Source organism: Streptomyces sp. TBY4, assembly GCF_024213195.1.
Taxonomy (GTDB): Bacteria; Actinomycetota; Actinomycetes; order Streptomycetales; family Streptomycetaceae; genus Streptomyces.
Genome location: NZ_JANAVF010000009.1, coordinates 207,813 through 226,936, shown reverse-complemented (window position 1 = coordinate 226,936; position 19,124 = coordinate 207,813). Strand labels below are relative to the sequence as shown.

The 19,124-nt window shown below is 71.9% G+C and carries 19 protein-coding genes; 7 read left to right on the top strand and 12 right to left on the bottom strand.

Annotated elements, in window-relative coordinates:
- Window positions 1-94: 94 nt before the first annotated feature.
- From NLX94_RS22765 to NLX94_RS22755, 3 genes are all read right to left on the bottom strand, one after another.
- Entirely contained in the window at window positions 95-763 is a 669-nt protein-coding gene (locus tag NLX94_RS22765) for a methionine ABC transporter permease (protein WP_254384851.1), read from the bottom strand.
- Complete coding sequence (locus NLX94_RS22760; RefSeq protein WP_254384850.1) at window positions 760-1,827, bottom strand: methionine ABC transporter ATP-binding protein; 1,068 nt, start codon at window positions 1,825-1,827, stop codon at window positions 760-762. Before NLX94_RS22760 ends, NLX94_RS22765 begins: the two co-directional genes overlap by 4 nt.
- A 374-nt stretch (window positions 1,828-2,201) precedes the next feature.
- On the bottom strand, window positions 2,202-2,873 hold the full coding sequence (locus NLX94_RS22755; RefSeq protein ID WP_254384849.1) for an HAD family hydrolase: 672 nt from the start codon (window positions 2,871-2,873) through the stop codon (window positions 2,202-2,204).
- Between the two features lie 67 nt (window positions 2,874-2,940).
- Here NLX94_RS22755 and NLX94_RS22750 point away from each other — a divergent pair, with 67 nt between their 5' ends.
- Window positions 2,941-3,309: a hypothetical protein gene (locus NLX94_RS22750; protein ID WP_254384848.1), complete on the top strand. Its 369-nt coding sequence runs from the start codon at window positions 2,941-2,943 to the stop codon at window positions 3,307-3,309.
- On the top strand, window positions 3,302-3,748 hold the full coding sequence (locus NLX94_RS22745) for a hypothetical protein (protein WP_254384847.1): 447 nt from the start codon (window positions 3,302-3,304) through the stop codon (window positions 3,746-3,748). Before NLX94_RS22750 ends, NLX94_RS22745 begins: the two co-directional genes overlap by 8 nt.
- A 10-nt stretch (window positions 3,749-3,758) precedes the next feature.
- On the opposite strand, the gene NLX94_RS22740 is transcribed toward NLX94_RS22745, so the two are convergent.
- From NLX94_RS22740 to NLX94_RS22730, 3 genes are all read right to left on the bottom strand, one after another.
- Entirely contained in the window at window positions 3,759-4,265 is a 507-nt protein-coding gene (locus tag NLX94_RS22740; RefSeq protein WP_254384846.1) for a GNAT family N-acetyltransferase, read from the bottom strand.
- A gap of 37 nt (window positions 4,266-4,302) precedes the next feature.
- Window positions 4,303-4,878 carry a sigma-70 family RNA polymerase sigma factor gene (locus NLX94_RS22735; RefSeq protein WP_254384947.1) on the bottom strand — a complete coding sequence of 192 codons (576 nt, stop codon included), beginning with the start codon at window positions 4,876-4,878 and terminating at the stop codon, window positions 4,303-4,305.
- Between the two features lie 73 nt (window positions 4,879-4,951).
- Window positions 4,952-6,127: a glycerophosphodiester phosphodiesterase gene (locus NLX94_RS22730; protein WP_254384845.1), complete on the bottom strand. Its 1,176-nt coding sequence runs from the start codon at window positions 6,125-6,127 to the stop codon at window positions 4,952-4,954.
- A gap of 315 nt (window positions 6,128-6,442) precedes the next feature.
- Between NLX94_RS22730 and NLX94_RS22725 the strand changes: the two genes are divergently transcribed.
- Entirely contained in the window at window positions 6,443-7,063 is a 621-nt protein-coding gene (locus NLX94_RS22725; protein WP_254384844.1) for a 1-acyl-sn-glycerol-3-phosphate acyltransferase, read from the top strand.
- 7 nt (window positions 7,064-7,070) lie between these two features.
- Here NLX94_RS22725 and NLX94_RS22720 read toward each other — a convergent pair whose 3' ends face one another.
- The 3 genes from NLX94_RS22720 to NLX94_RS22710 form a co-directional block, all read right to left on the bottom strand.
- A complete protein-coding gene (locus NLX94_RS22720) occupies window positions 7,071-8,546 on the bottom strand; it encodes a membrane-associated oxidoreductase (protein WP_254384843.1) in 1,476 nt (491 codons plus the stop codon).
- An 80-nt stretch (window positions 8,547-8,626) separates the two neighbouring features.
- Window positions 8,627-10,171 (bottom strand): MFS transporter, encoded by a 1,545-nt coding sequence (locus NLX94_RS22715; protein ID WP_254384842.1) that lies wholly within the window; start codon window positions 10,169-10,171, stop codon window positions 8,627-8,629.
- Window positions 10,168-10,719 carry a TetR/AcrR family transcriptional regulator gene (locus tag NLX94_RS22710; protein ID WP_254384841.1) on the bottom strand — a complete coding sequence of 184 codons (552 nt, stop codon included), beginning with the start codon at window positions 10,717-10,719 and terminating at the stop codon, window positions 10,168-10,170. Before NLX94_RS22710 ends, NLX94_RS22715 begins: the two co-directional genes overlap by 4 nt.
- An 82-nt stretch (window positions 10,720-10,801) precedes the next feature.
- Between NLX94_RS22710 and NLX94_RS22705 the strand changes: the two genes are divergently transcribed.
- Window positions 10,802-11,317, top strand: a complete 516-nt coding sequence (locus NLX94_RS22705) for an HAD domain-containing protein (RefSeq protein ID WP_254384840.1) — start codon at window positions 10,802-10,804, stop codon at window positions 11,315-11,317.
- Window positions 11,318-11,392: 75 nt separating this feature from the next.
- On the opposite strand, the gene argH is transcribed toward NLX94_RS22705, so the two are convergent.
- Both argH and NLX94_RS22695 read right to left on the bottom strand, forming a co-directional pair.
- Entirely contained in the window at window positions 11,393-12,823 is a 1,431-nt protein-coding gene (gene argH, locus NLX94_RS22700) for an argininosuccinate lyase (RefSeq protein WP_254384839.1), read from the bottom strand.
- A gap of 129 nt (window positions 12,824-12,952) precedes the next feature.
- Window positions 12,953-14,146 (bottom strand): argininosuccinate synthase, encoded by a 1,194-nt coding sequence (locus tag NLX94_RS22695; RefSeq protein WP_254384838.1) that lies wholly within the window; start codon window positions 14,144-14,146, stop codon window positions 12,953-12,955.
- 147 nt (window positions 14,147-14,293) lie between these two features.
- Between NLX94_RS22695 and NLX94_RS22690 the strand changes: the two genes are divergently transcribed.
- Genes NLX94_RS22690 through NLX94_RS22680 form a run of 3 tightly spaced genes read left to right on the top strand, consistent with a single transcriptional unit; the run spans window position 14,294 to window position 18,559 of the window.
- Window positions 14,294-17,233 (top strand): hypothetical protein, encoded by a 2,940-nt coding sequence (locus NLX94_RS22690; protein WP_254384837.1) that lies wholly within the window; start codon window positions 14,294-14,296, stop codon window positions 17,231-17,233.
- 42 nt (window positions 17,234-17,275) lie between these two features.
- A complete protein-coding gene (locus NLX94_RS22685) occupies window positions 17,276-17,857 on the top strand; it encodes a pyridoxamine 5'-phosphate oxidase family protein (RefSeq protein ID WP_254384836.1) in 582 nt (193 codons plus the stop codon).
- A gap of 3 nt (window positions 17,858-17,860) precedes the next feature.
- Entirely contained in the window at window positions 17,861-18,559 is a 699-nt protein-coding gene (locus NLX94_RS22680) for a L,D-transpeptidase (protein WP_374684009.1), read from the top strand.
- Window positions 18,560-18,580: 21 nt separating this feature from the next.
- Here NLX94_RS22680 and NLX94_RS22675 read toward each other — a convergent pair whose 3' ends face one another.
- On the bottom strand, window positions 18,581-19,117 hold the full coding sequence (locus NLX94_RS22675; protein WP_254384835.1) for an arginine repressor: 537 nt from the start codon (window positions 19,115-19,117) through the stop codon (window positions 18,581-18,583).
- Between the last annotated feature and the right edge of the window lie 7 nt (window positions 19,118-19,124).

Below are 19,124 nucleotides of genomic sequence, written 5' to 3'. Positions count from 1 at the left end.
GCCTTTCTTGCGTCTTGCTGTGTGGATGACGGCCCAAGCACGACAAGTGCGGGCTTTCTTGGGAAAAGTTGATGAATGTCCGGCTCGGGCCGGTTCAGGCTGTCCGACCGCGGCGCGCGAGGAGGCGTACCACGCCGTCGCCGAGCAGCTGGATCACCGTGACGAGCACGATCAGCACCACGACGGTGGCGATCATGAAGCCGGTCTCGAACCGCTGGAAGCCGTACGTGATGGCCTTGGATCCGAGGCCTTCGCCGCCGACGGCGCCGGCCATGGCCGAGTAGCCGATCAGGGTGATCACGGTGGTGGTGACGGCCGCGATCAGCGAGGGCAGCGCCTGCGGGAGGAGCACCTTGCCGACGAGGGTCGGGATGCCGCCGCCCATGGACTCGACGGCTTCGATCAGGCCGTGGTCCACCTCGCGGACGGCGGTCTCGACGAGCCGGGCGAAGAAGGGGATGGCGCCGATGGCGAGCGGGACGATCATGGCGGTGGGGCCGATGAAGGTGCCGACGATCGCCGTGGTGACCGGAATCAGGAAGATCAGCAGGATGATGAACGGCAGCGAGCGGCCGATGTTCACGATCACGCCGAGGACCTTGTTGACCGCTCGGTTCTGGAGCAGGCCGCCCTTGTCGGTCAGGACCAGCAGGATGCCGATGGGCAGGCCGCCCACGATCGTCACCAGGGCGGACCACAGCACCATGTAGAGGGTGTCGAAGGTGCCCTGCGTGAGCAGCGGCTGCATTTCGGACCAGGTCACTTCGCACCATCCTTGACCAGCTCGGCCAGTTCGCCGTCCACGTCGACGTCGGCCTCGACGTCCGCTTCCACCACGTCCACCTGCAGGCCCTGCTCGCGCAGGAAGCCGACGGGCACGACGTTGTCCTCGTAGCGGCCGGGCAGTTCGATGCGCATGCGGCCGATCTGCCGGCCGGCGACGGTGTCCATCGCGGCGCCGAGAATCGATATGTCGATGTTGTAGGTGCGGGCCAGCTGGGAGATGACCGGCTGGGTCGCGGTCTCGCCGTGGAAGGTGACGTCGATGACCGTGTGCTCCGCGGTGGTCGCGGACCCGGTCAGCGGGAACAGTTCGTGGGCGAGCTCGGATCCCGGAGTGGCCAGCAGCTCGGTGACGGTACCGGCCTCGACGATCCGGCCGCTGCGCATGAGGGCGGCCGAGTCGCAGACGGACTTGACCACGTCCATCTCGTGCGTGATGAGCAGCACGGTCAGGCCCAGCTGGCGGTTGAGGTCGCGCAGCAGCTGGAGGATCTGGCGGGTGGTCTCGGGGTCCAGGGCGCTGGTGGCCTCGTCGGAGAGCAGCACCTTGGGGTCGCCGGCCAGGGCGCGGGCGATGCCGACGCGCTGCTTCTGGCCGCCGGAGAGCTGACCGGGGTAGGACTTGGCCTTGTCGGCGAGACCGACGAGGTCGAGCAGCTCGGCGGCCTTGCGGGAGCGCTCGCGGCCGGAGACCCCGAGGATCTCCAGGGGCAGTTCGACGTTGCCCTGAACGGTGCGCGAGGACAGCAGGTTGAAGTGCTGGAAGACCATGCCGATGCGGCTGCGGGCCTCGCGGAGCTCCTTGCCGGCGCGGCGGCCCCGGCCGGCGAGGGCGGTGAGGTCGACGCCGTCGACGGACACGGTGCCGGAGGTGGGGCGCTCGAGCAGGTTCACGCAGCGGATCAGGGAGGACTTTCCGGCGCCGCTCTGGCCGATGACTCCGTAGACCTCGCCCTGGCGGACGTGCAGGTCGACGCCGTCCAGGGCGGTGACCTCTCGGCCACGGGACTGGTAGACCTTCGTGAGGCCCGATGTGGTGATCACAGGATTTCCGTCGCTGTCGAGTGCGCGGCGCAGCGGGTGCCGGGCACGGGGCAAACATCTGGGGACGCGATACGGGTCGAACCATCAGAAAACGATGGCTTCGGCGCGTGCGCGGGGCAGGAGCGGTCCGGGTTCACACGGGGGTGCCGGGAGCGGCTCGGCCGGTCTCGCTTCGGGGCGTGAGACCTGGGGAAGGGGCCCTCAGAAGGCGCGCATTCGACACATACAACGAGCACCGGGCGTCATCGTCGCCTCGGTCGCAAGGGTGCGGCTGCTCGTCGTGGTCATGGGCCCAGTAAACCAGACGTTCCCCGTCACCGATCAAAGATGTCCGAATAGCGGACGGATTTCGGCCGCATACCGGACACCAGCGGTCAGGGCCGATCGTCCGTCTCGATCTCCACGCCATCGGCTCCGACCAGCACGGACACGGCCGAGAGGTCCCGTACGACCACGTCCGCGTCGAGCTCCGCGGCCGGGTGCGTTGTGGTCAAGGCCACGGTGGTCATCCCGGCGGCGCGGCCCGCGGACAGGCCGGCGGGGGCGTCCTCGAAGACCGCGCAGCGGGCCGGGTCCACGCCGAGGCGGGCGGCCGCCAGCAGGAAGGGCTCCGGGTCGGGCTTGCCGCGGGTGATGTCGTCGGCGGCCACCATCTCCGGGAAGTCGACGCCGACCTCCCGCAGCCGGGCCTCGGCCAGCGGCCGGGTCGCGGAGGTGACCACAGCCCAGTGGCCGGCGGGAAGGGCCGAGAGCAGCTCCTTGGTACCGGGGAGCAGGACCACCCCGCCCGCCACGTCCTCGACCTCCAGGGCCTCGATCCGGGCGAGCGCCCCGGCCCGTACGTCCTCGGGCAGGAGGTCGGCGATGATCTCCGCGGCCGGGCGGCCGTGGAGTTCCACCGCGGCGAAGGCCTCCTCGGTGATCCCGTACTCCCGGGCCCAGCGGGTCCAGCAGCGGTGCACCGACTCCATCGAGGAGATGAGCGTGCCGTCGTTGTCGAACAGCAGCGCGTCGAAATGCGGGCCGTGCTTCCCTTGCAGCTTCATGCTTCAAGCAAAGCTCCCGGGCAGGGGTGCGCGCATCGGGTCTTTCGGCCCGTAATACCCTCGCTGCATGCTCGACGCCCTGACGGTCGCCATCGGCGCGGCCGCACTCGCCCTCGCCGCCTGGTGCGGTTTCGCCGCCTGGCGGGACCAGCCGACCAAGGACTGGCACTTCATCGGCATGGCCGTGGTGACCGTGCTGGTCCTGGCCCAGCTGGTGGTCGGCCTGGTCCAGCTGGGCCGGGGCGAGGAGCCCGGGCAGGGCACGGTGCTGTTCGTGGCCTACCTGGTGGGCGCCTTCGCGACCATCCCGGCGGCGGGATTCCTCTCGCTGAGCGAGCGGACCAAATGGGGCTCGGTGACGGTGGCCGCGGGAGCGTTCGTCCTCGCCGTGCTCGAAGTACGGCTCTACGACATCTGGGGAAACACCGGTGCCTGATACCGACACGGACGCCACGGGCGCGGACGCCACCGCCGCCACCCCGCAGGCCGGGCGCAAGCAGCTGGTGACCGGGCCCGGGGTGCTGCTGGTCTGGTTCTACGGAGTGATCACCGTCGGCGCGGTCTCGCGCTCGATCTACCAGATCTCCACCGAGTTCGACCGGGCGCCGCTCGCGTACTCGCTGTCGGCCCTGGCCGCCTTCGTCTACGCCTTCATCACGTACTCGCTGGTGCGCGGCGGGGAGACGGCCCGCAAGGCGGCGCGGATCTGCTGCGCCGCCGAGCTGGCCGGCGTACTCGTCGTGGGCACCTGGACGCTGGTGCGGCCCGAGGCCTTCCCCGACGCGACCGTGTGGTCGGACTTCGGGATGGGGTACCTGTTCATCCCGGTGATCCTTCCGATCACCGGGATGCTCTGGCTCCGCGCGAAGCGCTAGGCGCTGGGCGCTAGGCGCTGACCGCGAAGTCGGTGGCCTCCTTGGCCTCCTTCTCCAGGATCACCAGGCGGACGCCGTCGGACGCCGTGCGCCCGCCGACCTGGGTGTAGCCGGCCTTGCGGTAGAGCCGCAGGTTCGACTCGCTCTTGTGGCCGGTGAACAGCCGGAAGCGGGTGGTCGCGTCGTTCCCCGACAGGGCCGTCTCGACCGCGCTCAGCAGCCGGGCGCCGAGGCCGTGGCCCTGGAGCCGGGGGTGCACGCAGAGCTTTGCGATCTTGCCGGTGCCCTCCTCGTCGACGGTGCCGCGCACGGCTCCGACGATCTCCTCGCCGAGCCGGGCCACCAGAACGGTGTCCGAGGCCAGCTCTGCCTTGAGGGAGTCCAGGGACTGGGTGAGCGGCTGGATGCGGTAGTTGCCGTACAGCTCGGCCTCGCTCTGGAACGCCAGATACTGCAGCTTGATGATCTGCTCGGCATCCTCGGCAGTTGCCGCCGAAATGGTCACGCTCATGCCCATGTGCGCATGCCTCCCGCTCACCTGGTGGCCTGTTGGTCTACCGCTCCATTCCCCGCAGGGCGGGAGCCGCAACCTCTACGGCCAGCATTCTGCGCAGACATCCCAGGCAACGGGAACGGACGGGCCCCAAACTTCCTTGTGAGATACCCAACTCTCCTGCGATTTCACGGTAAGTGAGGTCCCTGGGCGAAAGAAGTGCCCTCATGAGCTCCGGACACCTTCCGGGCAATCGGGCGACCGCCGATCGGAGGGCCCGGTTCTCCTCGCCGTGCAGGAGGGCGTCTTCCGGTTCCGCACCCGTGCTGGTACGGGTTCCCGTGCCGGGCCCGTCGCCCGCCGCGTGGTGGCGGTGGCCGTACGGGACTTCGCGCCGGGCCCGCCGCCGCGCCCGCCGGCCCTCCCCGCGCACCGCCCGCCGCAGCCAGTCGGCGGGCTCCGCGGGGATGCGCCGGTGCTCCAGCAGCCTGACCCAGACGGCTTGTTCCACATCGTCGGCGTCCACCCCGGTGCCGGCGGTCTCGGCGGCGGCTTCGGCCGCGAGCAGCGGGCGGAGCGTTTCGAGTAGGTCGGGGAGGTCGGGGAGGTCGGGGAGATCAGCCTTCAGCAGGTCCATGCCGGGCGGGACGCGAAGGCCGTGCCGGGCGGTTTCCCCGCCGGGCACGGCCCACTCGTACGAGAAGCTCCGGTCAGCCGTTGACGCCGCGGCCGGGGCGGAAGGCCTCCGCCGCGAGCAGCCCGGTGTCGGGGTGGTCGGTGAAGATGCCGTCGATGCCCTGCTCGAAGTAGGCCTTGAAGGCGCCGAAGGCGTCCCCGTAGGCCGTCGGGTCGGTGCCCTTGCGGAAGTCGGCCGGCAGGAAGTTGTTCTCGTTGCGCGCGGTGTAGGGGTGCAGGATCAGCCCCCGCGCGTGGGCGTCCGCGACCAGGGTGGTCGGGGCGCCGAGCTTGCCCGCGGCATCGCGCGGCAGGATCAGGTCCATGGTCGGCCCGATGCCCTGGGCGAAGCCGGCGATCCACTGCAGCCCCTCGGGCTTGACCAGATCGGCGACCGTCCGGGGGTCCTTGGCCAGTTCGAAGTCCCACGGTCGGGTGCCCGCCGCGGAGAGCAGCACCACGCGCGGGCTGGAGACCAGCCGGGAGAGCCGCTGGATGCTGGAGGGTTCGAAGGACTGCAGGAAGACCGGGGCGCCCCGGCCGTCGCGCCCGTAGCGGCGCAGCAGCTTCGCGAGGGGCTCTTCCAGGCCGAGGCCCAGGCCGCGGAAGTAGCTGGGGTGCTTGGTCTCCACGTGCAGCCACACGCGCTTCCCGCGCCGCCGGCCCTCGCGGTCGGCCCAGCGGAGCACCTCTTCGAAGGTGGGGATCTCCCAGCGGCCGTCGTAGAGCGTGTTGCGCTGCCGGAGGGCGGGGATGCGCTCCTTCGCGCGCAGGGTCTTCAGCTCGGCGAGGGTGAAGTCCTCGGTGAACCAGCCCGTGACCGGGACCCCGTCGACCGTCCTGGTCGTCTTCCGGGAGGCGAACTCCAGGTGGTCGGCGACGTCCGTCGTGCCGCCGATCTCGTTCTCGTGGCGGCACACCAGGTGGCCGTCCCGGGTGGGCACGAGGTCCTGTTCGACGACGTCGGCGCCGAGGTCGAGCGCGAGCTGGTAGGACGCGAGCGTGTGCTCGGGCCGGTAGCCGCTGGCTCCCCGGTGTCCGATGACCGTCGGCACCGGCAGGTCCCGGAAACCGCCTCCCGCGCCTCCCCCGCGGCCGTTCTCCGCCGCCGCGGCCGCCGTGCCGCCCGCCGCGAGTGTGCCGAAGGCTCCGCCCGCCGCGACGACGGCCGCGCCCAGTACCGTGCGCCGCGCTGCCCCACCCTGTGTCATGAGTGCCACTCCCCACCGGACAAGGGGCGGGCGTCCCGGGATCTCCGGGGCCTGCGACCCGAATCCGCGTGCCGATGGTAGGCAAGCGCCGGTGGCGCGCGGGGGTGTGCGGGCGGAACACGGCGGAAACGCACGTCAACACTGCGTATCCACGTCGTGAACCCGATGTGCGATCAGAGCGGACCCGCGAGTATCGTCCTCACCTGCACTACCGCCGTGTGGTGGGTGCGAGAACCCTAGCTTTTCGATGCCGGAGGGCCCACGTTGTTCCGTACGCGCCTGATCAAAGCCACTGTCGGACCCGTCATGCGCCTGATGTTCCGCACTCGCGTCGAGGGCATCGAGAACATTCCGGGCACCGGGCCGGTGATCCTCGCGGGCAACCACCTCACCTTCATCGACTCGATGATCCTGCCGCTGGTGTGCGACCGCACGGTCCACTTCATCGGCAAGGACGAGTACGTCACCGGCAAGGGCATCAAGGGCCGGGCCATGGCCTGGTTCTTCAGCGGTTCGGGCATGATCCCGGTGGACCGCGACGGGGCCAACGGCGGCGTCGCCGCCCTGATGACCGGCCGCCGGATCCTCGAAGAGGGCAAGGTCTTCGGCATCTACCCCGAGGGCACCCGCTCCCCCGACGGCCGTCTCTACCGGGGCCGCACCGGCATCGCCCGCCTGACCCTGATGACCGGGGCGCCCGTGGTCCCCTTCGCGATGATCGGCACCGACAAGATCCAGCCCGGTGGCGCCGGCATGCCGCGCCCGGGCCGGGTCACGGTCCGGTTCGGCGAGGCGATGGAGTTCTCCCGGTACGAGGGCATGGACCGCGACCGCTACGTGCTGCGCGCCGTCACCGACTCCGTGATGGCCGAGGTCATGCGGCTCTCCGGCCAGGAGTACGTGGACATGTACGCGACCAAGGCCAAGGCCGCCTGAGGGCCCGCTACTGCCGTTGCAGTGACCGGCTGACGCCCGCCGCGGTCGTCGTGGCGAGGATCCAGCCGGTCACGATCAGCAGGTACGACAGCCACTGGAGCCAGCCGTCCGGCGCGAACGGCCCCTCCTGCCCGAAGCCGATGATCGGCAGCATCAGGTCGAGCGTGTAGAAGACCGGGTTGAACTCCGGCGCCTCCCCCTGCTTCAGCTCCCGGGGCGGGTGGAGTCCGTACGCGACGGTCCCCGTGATCAGCAGCGCCAGCAGCCAGCCCGCGGCGCGCAGCGGCCGGAACCCGTACCCCACGGTGGCGTCCTGGAGCAGGCCCCAGACCCTGGCGGCCCGGGGCAGGGTGTGGCGGTGCCGCCGCAGTTTGGCAAGCAGGACGGTCCGCGCCCCCGCCTCGTCGCCCGCCGCCCGGAAGGCCGTGGCGAGCTGTTCGTAGGCGTGCGGAAGGTAGCCCGACTCCTCGCGCTCCAGCACGGGCAGCCTCTGCTCGGCGGGAACGTGCGGGCTGAGGGCGCGGTAGGTGAGTCCCGCTATGCGGACCTGCGGCGGCCAGGTCTCGGGCGTGATGTGGAGCAGGTCGAACTGGGAGCGGCGCAGGTTCACGCCGCCCTGGATGGTCGGGCAGTTGCGCAGCCACACCTCGCCGGCGACGCAGCTGGAGGCGCGCAGGGCGACCCCGCCGGGGTTGATGAGGCGGGCGTAGGCGAGGTTGAGCTGGCCCGGTATCCGGGAGCCGGTGAGGTTGACCCGGCCGCGGGCCTCCAGCCGCATGGCGCGCAGGTCGGTGCCGACGGTGAGGATCTCGGCGTGCAGGGCGGTCGCGCCGGGGGCGAGGAGCCGGGCGTCGTCGAAGTTGATCTGGCCGCCGACGGTCGCGCCGTTGATGCGGGTCTGGCCGTGGACGGTGAGTTCCATGGCGATGACGTCGGTGCCGATGTCGGCGTGGTTGAACCGGAGCGCCGGCTCCTGGCCCTCCTCGGCCGGGCCCGCGATGCCGATGACCGCCTTCCGGAGGAAGAGCCCGCCGGTTATCCGTGCACCCGCGAGGCGAACCGGCCCGGTGATGCGGCAGCAGGACAGCTTGAGCGCGACTTCGACGCTGACGGTGTCCGCGGTGAGGCCGGGAAGGGTGGAGTCGTTGGCCACGAAGACCCGCAACTTGGCTCCGTAGAGCAGGGGCTTGCGTTCGAACCAGCAGGCCCGCAGCCGGATCGGGTGCTCCACGACGGCGTACTTGAGGTTCAGCTTGCCGGTGATCCGCGCACCCCGGACGTTGAGTCCGGCGACCTGGCCTTCGGCGGTGGGGCCACCCAGCAGGAGCGCGGTGAGGACCTCGGCGCGCACGGTCCGTTCCGGCCCCCAGTCGGCGCCGCCGGAGCCGGTTTCCGCGGGTTCCTCGAGAAAGTCGACGCGCTCCCCGCGGGGGAAGGCGTCCCATACGCGTCGCTCCGCCGGGGTCAGGTCGTTGATCTCCATCGCCGGGATGGTGTCCCGCGCATCGACGGACTGTCAACTCCGCGCGGGACACCACCCTCTGGCGTGGCGTCAGTGGTTCATCAGTGCTCGATGCCCTCCTGGAGCTCCTGCCCCTTGAGCAGGAACCAGGCGGCCACGGCGGTGGCCAGCAGGACGGCCGCGCCCACCCCCGAGGCCAGCCGCAGCCCGTCCACGAAGGCCTCCTGGGCGGCGCCGACCATCTGCTGGGCGGTCTGCGGGTCCAGTGTCTTGGCCGCTTCGACGGCGCCGCCGAGCGATTCGTGGGCGGCGTCGGCGACGGGTCCGGGGACGGAGGCCGGGGCGGTGAAGTCCCGGTAGACGCCGGTGACGACCGAGCCGAGCAGGGCGATGCCGAGGGCGGCGCCCAGTTCGTAGGCGGTCTCGGAGACGGCCGAGGCGGAACCGGCCTGCTCCTTGGGGACGCTGGAGAGGATCACGTCGGCGGTGACCGTGAAGGAGAAGCCGGCGCCGAGGCCGACGATGAGCAGGGCCGCGCCGAGCAGCGGGTAGCCGGTCTCCTTGTGGATCACGGTGAGCGCGGCCAGCGCGATGCCGATGGCGGCGAGGCCTCCGGCCACGATGCCCCGTACCCCGTACTTGCGGGCGTACTTGCCCGCGACCAGGCCGGTGACCACGGCGCCGATGGCGGCGGGCAGTTCGGCGAGGCCCGCTTCCAGCGGCTGGCGGCCCTGGACGAGCTGGAGGAACTGGGAGAGGAAGAAGACCAGTCCGGACAGGCCGAAGACGGTGAGCAGGTCGGCGAGGACCGCGCCGGAGAACCCGCGGTGCTTGAACAGCCGCATGTCGAGGAGCGGGGCCTCAAGGGTGAACTGGCGGCGTACGAAGGCGTAGAGCGCGCCCGCTCCGATGACGGCGGCGGCCCACACCTCCCAGCCCATGCCGTGGGTGGCGACCTGCTTGACGGCGTATACGACTCCGATGATGCCGACGAGGGAGAGGCCGACGCTGAAGAGGTCCCAGGGGCCGGCGACGGGGTTCTTGGACTCGGGGAGCAGCTTGATGCCGACGAGGACCAGGACGATCATCACGGGGAGGTTGATGAGGAAGACCGAGCCCCACCAGAAGTGCTGGAGCAGGGCTCCGCCGACCACCGGGCCGACGGCCGCGCCGGCCGAGGCGGTGGCGCCCCAGATGCCGATGGCGAGGCTGCGCTCCTTGGGGTCGTGGAAGATGTTGCGGATCAGCGCGAGGGTGGAGGGCATCAGGGTCGCGCCGGCCACGCCGAGCAGGGCCCGGGCGACGATCATCATCTCGGGGCTGGTGGCGTAGGCGTTGAGGACCGAGACGGCTCCGAAGGCGGTCGCGCCGACGAGGAGGAGCTTCTTGCGGCCTATCCGGTCACCGAGGGAGCCCATGGAGACGAGCAGGCCGGCGATGACGAAGGAGTAGATGTCGCCGATCCACAGGAGCTGGGTGCCGGTGGGCTTCAGGTCCTCACTGAGGGCGGGCGTGGCGAGCCCGAGTACGGTGGCGTCGACGGCGACCAGCAGGACGGCCAGCACGAGCACGGAGAGCGCGAGCCAGCGCCCCGGGTGCCGGCCCTCCGCCCCCTTCGTCCGGGTCAACTGTTCGGTACGGCTCATTTCTCCACACTCCGTCGTGCGCCACCGAGCAGCAACTCGGTGATCATGAACTGGAAGTCCTTGCCCGCGACCCGGCCGTCCATGACGGCCCAGGCACAGGCGCCGATGAGGCTGTAAAGGGCCTCGGTGAGCCAGGCGGGGCTCAGGTCGATCCGGATGTCGCCCTCGTGCTGGCCGCGCCGGAAGAGGTCGCCGACGCGGGCGTCGAGGCGGGCCCAGCCCTCGTTGACCTGGTCGCCCTCGAAGAGCTGGTTCTCGGTGACGAGGAAGGCCAGCAGCTCGGCGTTGGGCTCCGCCTCGGCGATGAGCCGGCGGAGCGCGTCGATCGCCGTGCCCTCGTCGAGGCGGGCGTTGTCGAAGGCCACCTCGAACTCCCGGATGCCGAGCTCTTCGAGCGCCCGTACGAGGGCGTCGCGCCCGGCGAAGTGCCGGTGGAGGGTCGCGCGGCCGATGCCGGCGGCCTTCGCGACCTCGTCCATCGTGGCGGTCGATTTGCGGGAGAGCAGGGCTGCGGCGGTGCGGAGCACCTGATCACGATCCATGGCCATGAGACAAGCATAACCCGAATGAGACGTTGACGTCTCATTTAATTGAGCTGCCCTTCCGGGCGCCGAGAGGAATCCTGCCGGAATGAACCCGAAGCCCCTGCTGCTGATCGACGTGGACGGCCCCCTGAACCCCTACGCCGCCAAGCCCCAGCGGCGCCCCGAGGGCTACCGCACCCACCGGATGCGCCCGACGGGCTGGACCGCGGCCGAGAGCGCGAAGCCGCTGCGGGTCTGGCTGAATCCGGACCACGGCGCGGAGCTGCTCGCGCTCGCGGGCGCGTACGAGCTGGTCTGGGCGACGACCTGGAAGGGCGAGGCGAACGAGTGGATAGGCCCGCACCTGGGCCTGCCGGAGCTCCCCTGGATCGACTGGCCGCAGATGCACGGGCGCGCACCGCGCGGGACGTTCTGGAAGACCCAGTACATCCTGGAGTACGCGGGCGAGCGGCCCTTCGCCTGGATCGACGACGACATCACCGACATGGACCGCGCGTACGTGGAGCAGCTCCATCCCGCGCACGCCCTGCTGCTGCGGATCGACGAGCGGATCGGGCTGGTCCGGACCGACTTCGACGTGCTGGCGGAGTGGGCGGTGTAGCCGCGGAAGGTCCCGGACGCGCCGGAGGGGCGGCCGGGACCCGAGGGGCCCCGACCGCCCCTCCGGGGACGAGCGTCAGTTCTTGTGCGCCGCCCAGGCGTGCTGGATGACCAGGTCGGCCTTGAGCTCCGTGAGCTGGATCGCCACCGCCGACGGGGCGGTGCCGCCGCGGCCGTCGCGGGAGGCCAGCGCGCCCTTGACGTTGAGGACCGTACGGACCTCCGGCGTCAGGTGCTCCGAGATCTTCGCGAACTGCTCGTCCGTCAGCCCGTCGAGCTCGATGCCGAGCCCCTCGCACTCCTTGACGCACGCACCGGCCACCTCGTGCGCCACCCGGAACGGCACGCCCTGCTTGACCAGCCACTCCGCGATGTCGGTGGCGAGCGAGAAGCCGGCCGGGGCCAACTCCTCCATCCGCTCCCGGTTGACCGTGAGGGTGGCCATCATCCCGGTGAAGGCCGGCAGCAGGACCTCGAGGGTGTCGCAGGAGTCGAAGACGGGCTCCTTGTCCTCCTGGAGGTCCCGGTTGTAGGCCAGGGGAAGGGCCTTGAGGGTGGCGAGCAGGCCCGTCAGGTTGCCGATGAGGCGGCCCGACTTGCCGCGCGCCAGCTCCGCGATGTCCGGGTTCTTCTTCTGCGGCATGATCGACGACCCGGTGGAGAAGGCGTCGTGCAGGGTCACGAAGGAGAACTCCTTCGTGTTCCAGATGATGATCTCCTCCGCGATCCGGGACAGGTTGATCCCGATCATCGCGGTGACGAAGGCGAACTCGGCGACGAAGTCGCGCGAGGCGGTGCCGTCGATGGAGTTGCCCACCGAGCCGCGCTCGAAGCCCAGCTCGGCGGCGACCGCCTCCGGGTCCAGGCCGAGCGAGGAGCCCGCCAGCGCGCCCGAGCCGTACGGGGACACCGCGGTCCGGGTGTCCCACTGGCGCAGCCGCTCCGCATCCCGGGACAGGGCCTGCACGTGGGCCAGTACGTGATGGGCGAAGAGCACCGGCTGCGCGTGCTGCAGGTGGGTCCGTCCGGGCATGGCCACCTCGGCGTGCGCCTCGGCGAGGCCGACCAGCGCGTCCTGGAGGTCGGCGACGAGGCCGCCGATGATCCGGGCGTGGTCGCGCAGGTACATGCGGAAGAGGGTGGCGATCTGGTCGTTGCGCGACCGGCCGGCGCGCAGCTTGCCGCCGAGGTCGGCGCCGAGCCGCTCCAGCAGGCCCCGCTCCAGCGCGGTGTGGACGTCCTCGTCGGCGATGGTGCCGGTGAAGGAGCCGTCCTCCACGTCGGCCGCGAGCTGGTCCAGGCCGGCGATCATGCGGCCGAGCTCGTCGGCCGTGAGCAGGCCCGCCTTGGCGAGCACGCGTGCGTGGGCCTTGGAGCCCGCGATGTCGTACGGGGCCAGGCGCCAGTCGAAGTGGACCGACGCGGACAGCTTCGCGAGGGCCTCGGCGGGACCGTCGGCGAACCGGGCGCCCCAGAGCCGGACGTCACCACCGTTGTTGCTGCTCACAGCTGCTGCTCCTCAAGAACGTGCATGGCTTCGGATGTGCAACCGCCTCCCCGCCGCGGAGGTAACGGGGAGGCGGTTCGTACTGAAAGGGTTTCGTACTGCAGGGGTTCCGTACTGCAAGGGTAGGGATCAGGCGAGGTCGCGGCGGGCCGCGATCTTCGAGGAGAGGCCGAAGATCTCGATGAAGCCCTGGGCCTTCGACTGGTCGAAGGTGTCGCCCGAGTCGTAGGTCGCGAGGTTGAAGTCGTACAGCGACTCCTCGGACTTGCGGCCGGTCACGACGGCGCGGCCGCCGTGCAGGGTCATCCGGACGTCACCGCTGACGTGCTGGTTGGCCTCGTTGACGAAGCCGTCCAGGGCGCGCTTGAGCGGGGAGAACCACAGTCCGTCGTAGACCAGCTCGCCCCAGCGCTGCTCGACCTGCCGCTTGTAGCGGGCGAGCTCGCGCTCGACGGTGACGTTCTCCAGCTCCTGGTGGGCGGTGATCAGCGCGATCGCGCCCGGGGCCTCGTACACCTCGCGGGACTTGATGCCGACGAGGCGGTCCTCGACGATGTCGATCCGGCCGATGCCCTGGGCTCCGGCGCGCTCGTTGAGCTGCTGGATGGCCTGGAGCACGGTGACGGGCTTGCCGTCGATGGCGACCGGGACGCCCTCCTTGAAGGAGATGACGACCTCGTCGGCCTCGCGCGGCAGGGCGGGGTCCGCGGTGTACTCGTAGATGTCCTCGATCGGCGCGTTCCAGATGTCCTCCAGGAACCCCGTCTCGACGGCGCGCCCGAAGACGTTCTGGTCGATGGAGTACGGGGACTTCTTGGTGGTCGCGATCGGGAGGTTCGCCTTCTCGGCGAAGGCGATGGCCTTGTCGCGGGTCATCGCGTAGTCGCGGACCGGGGCTATGCACGTGAGGTCGGGGCCGAGGGCGGCGATGCCGGCCTCGAAGCGGACCTGGTCGTTGCCCTTGCCGGTGCAGCCGTGGGCGACGGTGGTGGCGCCGTGCTTGCGGGCGGCGGCGACGAGGTGCTTGACGATGGCGGGCCGTGAGAGGGCCGAGACCAGCGGGTAGCGGTCCATGTAGAGGGCGTTGGCCTTGATCGCCGGGAGGCAGTACTCCTCGGCGAACTCGTCCCGGGCGTCGGCCACCTCGGCCTCGACCGCACCGCAGTCGAGCGCCCGCTTGCGGATGACGTCCAGGTCCTCGCCGCCCTGACCGACGTCCACCGCGACGGCGATGACCTCGGCGCCCGTCTCCTCGGCGATCCAGCCGATGGCGACGGAGGTGTCCAGACCGCCTGAGTAGGCGAGTACGACGCGCTCGGTCACGGGGGTCTCCTTACACGGTGCATCCGCCGTCACGTCCAACAGCGGTAGGCATAACTATGCACTGCTCCGTATGTTTCGTCAATCGATGGAAGGTCAGGAAGGAATAACCAGAGGTCAGCGGGTATGCCGACCGCTTAGAGTGCGCGGATGGAGATGCTCCCACCCCTGTCCCGGACCACGTTCCGCTCCCCCTCCGAGCGCCTGCTGCACGGCGAGAGCCCTGCGCGCGCCCTCGACGGCGACGGCCCGCAGGCATGGGCGGAGCTCGACACGAGCGTCTTCTGGGCCACCATCGACCGCTACAGCGGCTGGAGGACGTCCTGCACCGTCCGGGTGGGCCCGCACTGGTTCGACGACCGCGAGATCGCCGACTGGGGCACCGCCCCGCACTGGCACGACGGACACGGGGTGACTTGGGCCGCCACGCCCCCGGCCGCCCCCGAGCTCGCGCTCTGCCTGTGCCACGCCGACCCCCGGGTGCGCGAGGCCGCCCTCGGACGGGCCGCCGGCCGGCCCGAGGTCCTGGAGCTGGTGCTCATCCGGTGCGCCGACACGGAGGAGCCCGTACGGGAGCGGGCGCGGGCGGTGCTGGCCGCGGAACCGGGGTTGGCCGATGCCGGCCTCCTGCACGCCCTGGCGCCCCTCGCCCTGCTCATGAGCACGCGCCGGTACGGCGCCTGGGCCTGGGAGCTGCTCCTGGAACGGCTCGGCTCACCGCCCGCCGCCATGATCCTCGAGCTGACGCACGACCCTGACCCGGGGACCCGCTTCGCCGCCGTACGGGCCGCGCTGGCCCACCGGCTGCTCCCGGCGGAGCGGATCGCGGACCTCACCGCGGACCCCGACGCGCGCAACCGCCTGGCGGCGCTGTACTCCGGGGAGCTCCCGGCCGAGCGGACGGCCCGGCTCGTACTCACCGGGCCGACCCCCGAGGTCCGCCGGGAGGCCCTCGCCCTGGCGCTGGAGGCCGGGTTCCTGACGCCCGAGCAGCTCCTGGAAACCGCCGCCGCGACCCGGGACCGGGTGGTGCGCAGGCGCTGCGAGGAGGCCGCCAGGGCCGCCTCGGACACCCGCTCCGCCGCGCTGCCCGACCGCCTGATCGACTCCCTCCTCGCACAGGGCCGGGCGTCCCTGCGCGCCACCGCCGTCCGCGCCCTGCGCCCCGCCGGGCGGAGCGGTGAGGCGGCCGCCCACCTGACGGACCCCGCTGCGCCGGTACGGGAGGCGGCCCGGGACGAGCTGCGCGCCGCCGGGCAGGACCCGCTGGCCCGCTACCGCGCACTGTGCACGGACTCCCCCGTGCCCGGGGCGGTGTTCGGGCTGGCCGAGACCGGGGACGCCTCGGACCTGCCCCTGCTGCGGCTCCTCACCCGGTCCCCCGAAGGGCGGATACGGGCCGCCGCCGTGCACGGGCTGCGCAGGCACGGCGCCACGACACCGGGAGATCTGCTGGCCTGCCTTGCCGACCCGTATCCGCCCGCCGCCCGGGCGGCCCGCTCGCTGGTGGTCCCGTACGCGCAGGCCCGGCCGGAGTCCTGGCTGCTGGAGCTGTTCGCGCCCGGCCGCCCCGAGCCCGTACGGGTCGCGGCCCTGGCCCTGCTGGAGCTGCGCCCGCCGATGGTCCGGCGCCGGATCGCCCGCTCCCTGACCTCCCACCGCGACACCGCCGTGCGCGGGTGGGCCCGCAAGCTGCTGCAGCAGCGCCCGAGATGGGACGAGGAGACGGGCCGGCACGCGGCGTGGGCGTTCGCGGACGGGACGGGGAGACCGCTGGACGAAGTCCTCGACACCGAGGACCCGTCCTCCTGGTCCGCACTGGACCTCGGGGTGCGCTCTGCGGCCCCCCTCGGGCCCGAGGCCGTCGGCTCCCTCACCGCGACCGCCCTGTGCCACTGGGACGGGCGGATCCGGGAGCGCGCCGTCGCCGAGGCCGCGGGCACGCCCGAGCTGCTGCCGCTGGTCGTCCTGCGCTGCGCCGACTGGACCCTGCAGGTCCGGGAGGCCGCGCGGCACGTCATCGCGCAGGCGCTCCGGGACTCCGGGGAGGACGCCCTGCGCGCCCTGACCCCGATGGTGATGCACCTGGCGAAGCGCCGGCAGGGCCGGTGGGCCGTCGGGGCGTTCGAGGCCGCGCTGCGCGAGCCCCGGCACGCAGCGGTCCGGGCGGAGCTGTGCTCCCACCGCGACCTGCGCACCCGCCGGGCGGCCGTACGGATCACCCTGGAGGCCGCGGACTCCTTCACGGCCCTCGACCTGGCCCGGCGCGCCGCCGGGGAACGGGACGCCGTACTGCGGCACCTGTGGACGCAGGCCGCGCTGGCCGCCCTGGCCGCGCGGGGCTCCGAGGACCCCGCCGTCGACGCGCTGCTGGCCTCCCGCGCCGGGTTCGTGCGGGCGGCGGGCGTCACCGCCCTGCGCGCGGCCGGCCGGGCCGGTGAGGCACCCCGGCACCTCTCCGACCCGTCGGCGGCCGTACGGGCCTGCGCCCGGTGGCTGCTGCGGCAGTCCGGGGCCGACGCGCACGCCGCGTACCTGCGGCTGTGCGCGGACTCCCCGACGGCCGGCGCCGTGCTCGGGCTCGCGGAGTGCGGCGAGCCGTCCGACGCGGCCGTGCTGACCGGCCTGCTCGGCCACCGGGACGGCCCGGTCCGGGCGGCGGCCGTCGCGGGACTGCGGCTGCTCGACGGGCCCGGACCCGGCACGGAGGCATTGGCCGCGCTCCTGGACGACCCGTCGGCTGCGGTGCTCCGGGAGGTGACCCGGTCGCTGCGACCGGTGGCCGGCCGGCTGTCGGCGGGCCCGCTGGTGGCACGCACCGTGCGGGACCGCCCCGCGCACGTGCGCGCGGCCGCCCTGCGGCTGCTGGCCGCCCAGGCCGCCGACGAGGGGCTGCCGGCGCTGACCGCCGCACTGGACGACCCCCTCCCGGAGCTGCGCCGCATCGCGCTGGACCTGCTGCGGAGGTGGGACTGGCAGGCGTCGCTCGGTCGGGGGACCTTCGAACGGCCGGAGCTGCGGGCCTTCCACAAGGAGTACTACTTCAAGCTCAGCTGGAACGAGATGCGCAGGACCCGTTTCCTCTGGTGAAAATGCGGTCTCGCCCGGCCCCGTCGCACCGATAATCGGATCATGGGAAAGCTCTACGATCGCATCGACGGCAGGCTCCGCACCTTCATCGAGGAACAGCCGATCTTCTTCACCGCCACCGCCCCGCTGTCCGGCGACGGCCACGTCAACCTCTCCCCCAAGGGCCGCGCCGGGACGCTCGTCGTCATCGACGATCAGACCCTCGCCTACCTGGACTTCGGCGGCAGCGGCGCCGAGACCATCGCACACGTCCGGGAGAACGGCCGCATCACGCTGATGTGGTGCGCCTTCAGCGGGCCGCCGAACATCGTGCGCATCCACGGCGAAGGTGAGGCCGTCTTCCGCGACGACCCGCGCTGGGACGGGCTGATCGAGCGGTTCGGGGACGCCGACGGACCCTCGGCGCGCGCCGTCATCCTCGTCAGGACCCGGCGGATCGCCACCGTGTGCGGGTTCGCCGTCCCCCTGATGGACTACCAGGGCGAGCGCACGCTCCACGCGGAGTACTTCGGCCGCAAGACGGACGAGGAGTTCAACGAGTACTGCGAGAAGAAGGAGTTCATCGGGGTGAGCGTCGACGGCCTGCCTGCGCTGCCGCTGCCCCTTCCGCCCCGTACCGTCTGACATGTGCTGCGTACCGCGCTCCTCGCCGCCTCACTGCTCGCCACCACCCTGCTGCCCCAGGACCCCCACGGCGGTCCCCCGCTGCCCGACCTGCTCGCCGACACCGGCGGCGGCAGCCAGCTGATCACCGCGGTGGCCCCGGCCCCCGGCTCCACGACCGGACGCCTGACCTGGTGGAACCGGTGGTCGGGGCGCTGGCACGAGGTGGGCAGCGCCCCGGCCCGGTTCGGCGCGAACGGGCTGACCGAGGGCGCGACCCGGACCCAGGGCACGAACACCACCCCGGCCGGCCTGTACGCGCTCCCCTACGCCTTCGGCCTCGCCCGCGTCCCGGCCGGGACGGCGTACCGCTACCGGCGGGTGACCCCCGACTCCTGGTGGTGCCAGGACAACGCCTCGCGGAGCTACAACCGCTGGGTGGAGCCGCTGCCCGCGGACTGCGCGCCGGGCGAGGCCGAGCACCTGACCTCGTACGCGCGGCAGTACGCGCACGCCCTGGTCATCGCCTTCAACTACGAGGAGCCGGTACGGGGCCGGGGCGCGGGCATCTTCCTGCACGTGAACGGCAAGGGCGCGACGGCCGGCTGCGTCTCCGTCCCCGAGGACGCGATGCGCGCGGTGCTGCGCTGGGCGAACCCGCGCAGGAACCCGCACATCGCGATCGGCACGGAGTCGGGCCCGCTGGCCGTCACGCGGTACTGAACCGGGGGGATGACCCGGAGGTCAGCCTTCCTTCTGGGCCAGCCTCAGCAGGTGGTCGGCGAGGGCCTGGCCGCCCGCCGGGTCGCGGCTGATCAGCATCAGGGTGTCGTCGCCCGCGATCGTGCCGAGGATGGCCTGGAGCTCGGCCTGGTCGATCGCGGAGGCGAGGAACTGGGCCGCACCCGGCGGGGTGCGCAGGACCACGAGGTTCGCGGAGGCCTCCGCCGAGATCAGCAGCTCGCCGGAGAGGCGCCGCATGCGCTCCTCCTTCGCCGACTCACCGAGCGGCGCCTGCGGGGTGCGGAAGCCGCCCTCGCTGGGGACCGCGTAGATCAGCTCTCCGCCGGTGTTGCGGATCTTCACCGCGCCGAGCTCGTCGAGGTCGCGGCTGAGCGTCGCCTGGGTGACGCTCAGCCCGTCGTCGGCGAGCAGCTTGGCCAGCTGGCTCTGGGAGCGGACCGGCTGCCGGTTGAGGATGTCCACGATCCGGCGGTGGCGGGCGGTGCGGGTCTGCGGAACGGACTGGCCGTTCGGCTCGTGGTCCTGCGCCTGGCTCATCGTCGTC

Coding starts and splice junctions, on each gene's coding strand:
- NLX94_RS22755 (WP_254384849.1), bottom strand. CDS start 2,873: ATGAAGCTGCAAGGGAAGCACGGCCCGCATTTCGACGCGCTGCTGTTC.
- NLX94_RS22750 (WP_254384848.1), top strand. CDS start 2,941: ATGCTCGACGCCCTGACGGTCGCCATCGGCGCGGCCGCACTCGCCCTC.
- NLX94_RS22740 (WP_254384846.1), bottom strand. CDS start 4,265: ATGGGCATGAGCGTGACCATTTCGGCGGCAACTGCCGAGGATGCCGAG.
- NLX94_RS22735 (WP_254384947.1), bottom strand. CDS start 4,878: ATGGACCTGCTGAAGGCTGATCTCCCCGACCTCCCCGACCTCCCCGAC.
- NLX94_RS22730 (WP_254384845.1), bottom strand. CDS start 6,127: ATGACACAGGGTGGGGCAGCGCGGCGCACGGTACTGGGCGCGGCCGTC.
- NLX94_RS22725 (WP_254384844.1), top strand. CDS start 6,443: ATGTTCCGCACTCGCGTCGAGGGCATCGAGAACATTCCGGGCACCGGG.
- NLX94_RS22720 (WP_254384843.1), bottom strand. CDS start 8,546: ATGGAGATCAACGACCTGACCCCGGCGGAGCGACGCGTATGGGACGCC.
- NLX94_RS22715 (WP_254384842.1), bottom strand. CDS start 10,171: ATGAGCCGTACCGAACAGTTGACCCGGACGAAGGGGGCGGAGGGCCGG.
- NLX94_RS22710 (WP_254384841.1), bottom strand. CDS start 10,719: ATGGCCATGGATCGTGATCAGGTGCTCCGCACCGCCGCAGCCCTGCTC.
- NLX94_RS22705 (WP_254384840.1), top strand. CDS start 10,802: ATGAACCCGAAGCCCCTGCTGCTGATCGACGTGGACGGCCCCCTGAAC.
- NLX94_RS22690 (WP_254384837.1), top strand. CDS start 14,294: ATGGAGATGCTCCCACCCCTGTCCCGGACCACGTTCCGCTCCCCCTCC.
- NLX94_RS22685 (WP_254384836.1), top strand. CDS start 17,276: ATGGGAAAGCTCTACGATCGCATCGACGGCAGGCTCCGCACCTTCATC.
- NLX94_RS22675 (WP_254384835.1), bottom strand. CDS start 19,117: ATGAGCCAGGCGCAGGACCACGAGCCGAACGGCCAGTCCGTTCCGCAG.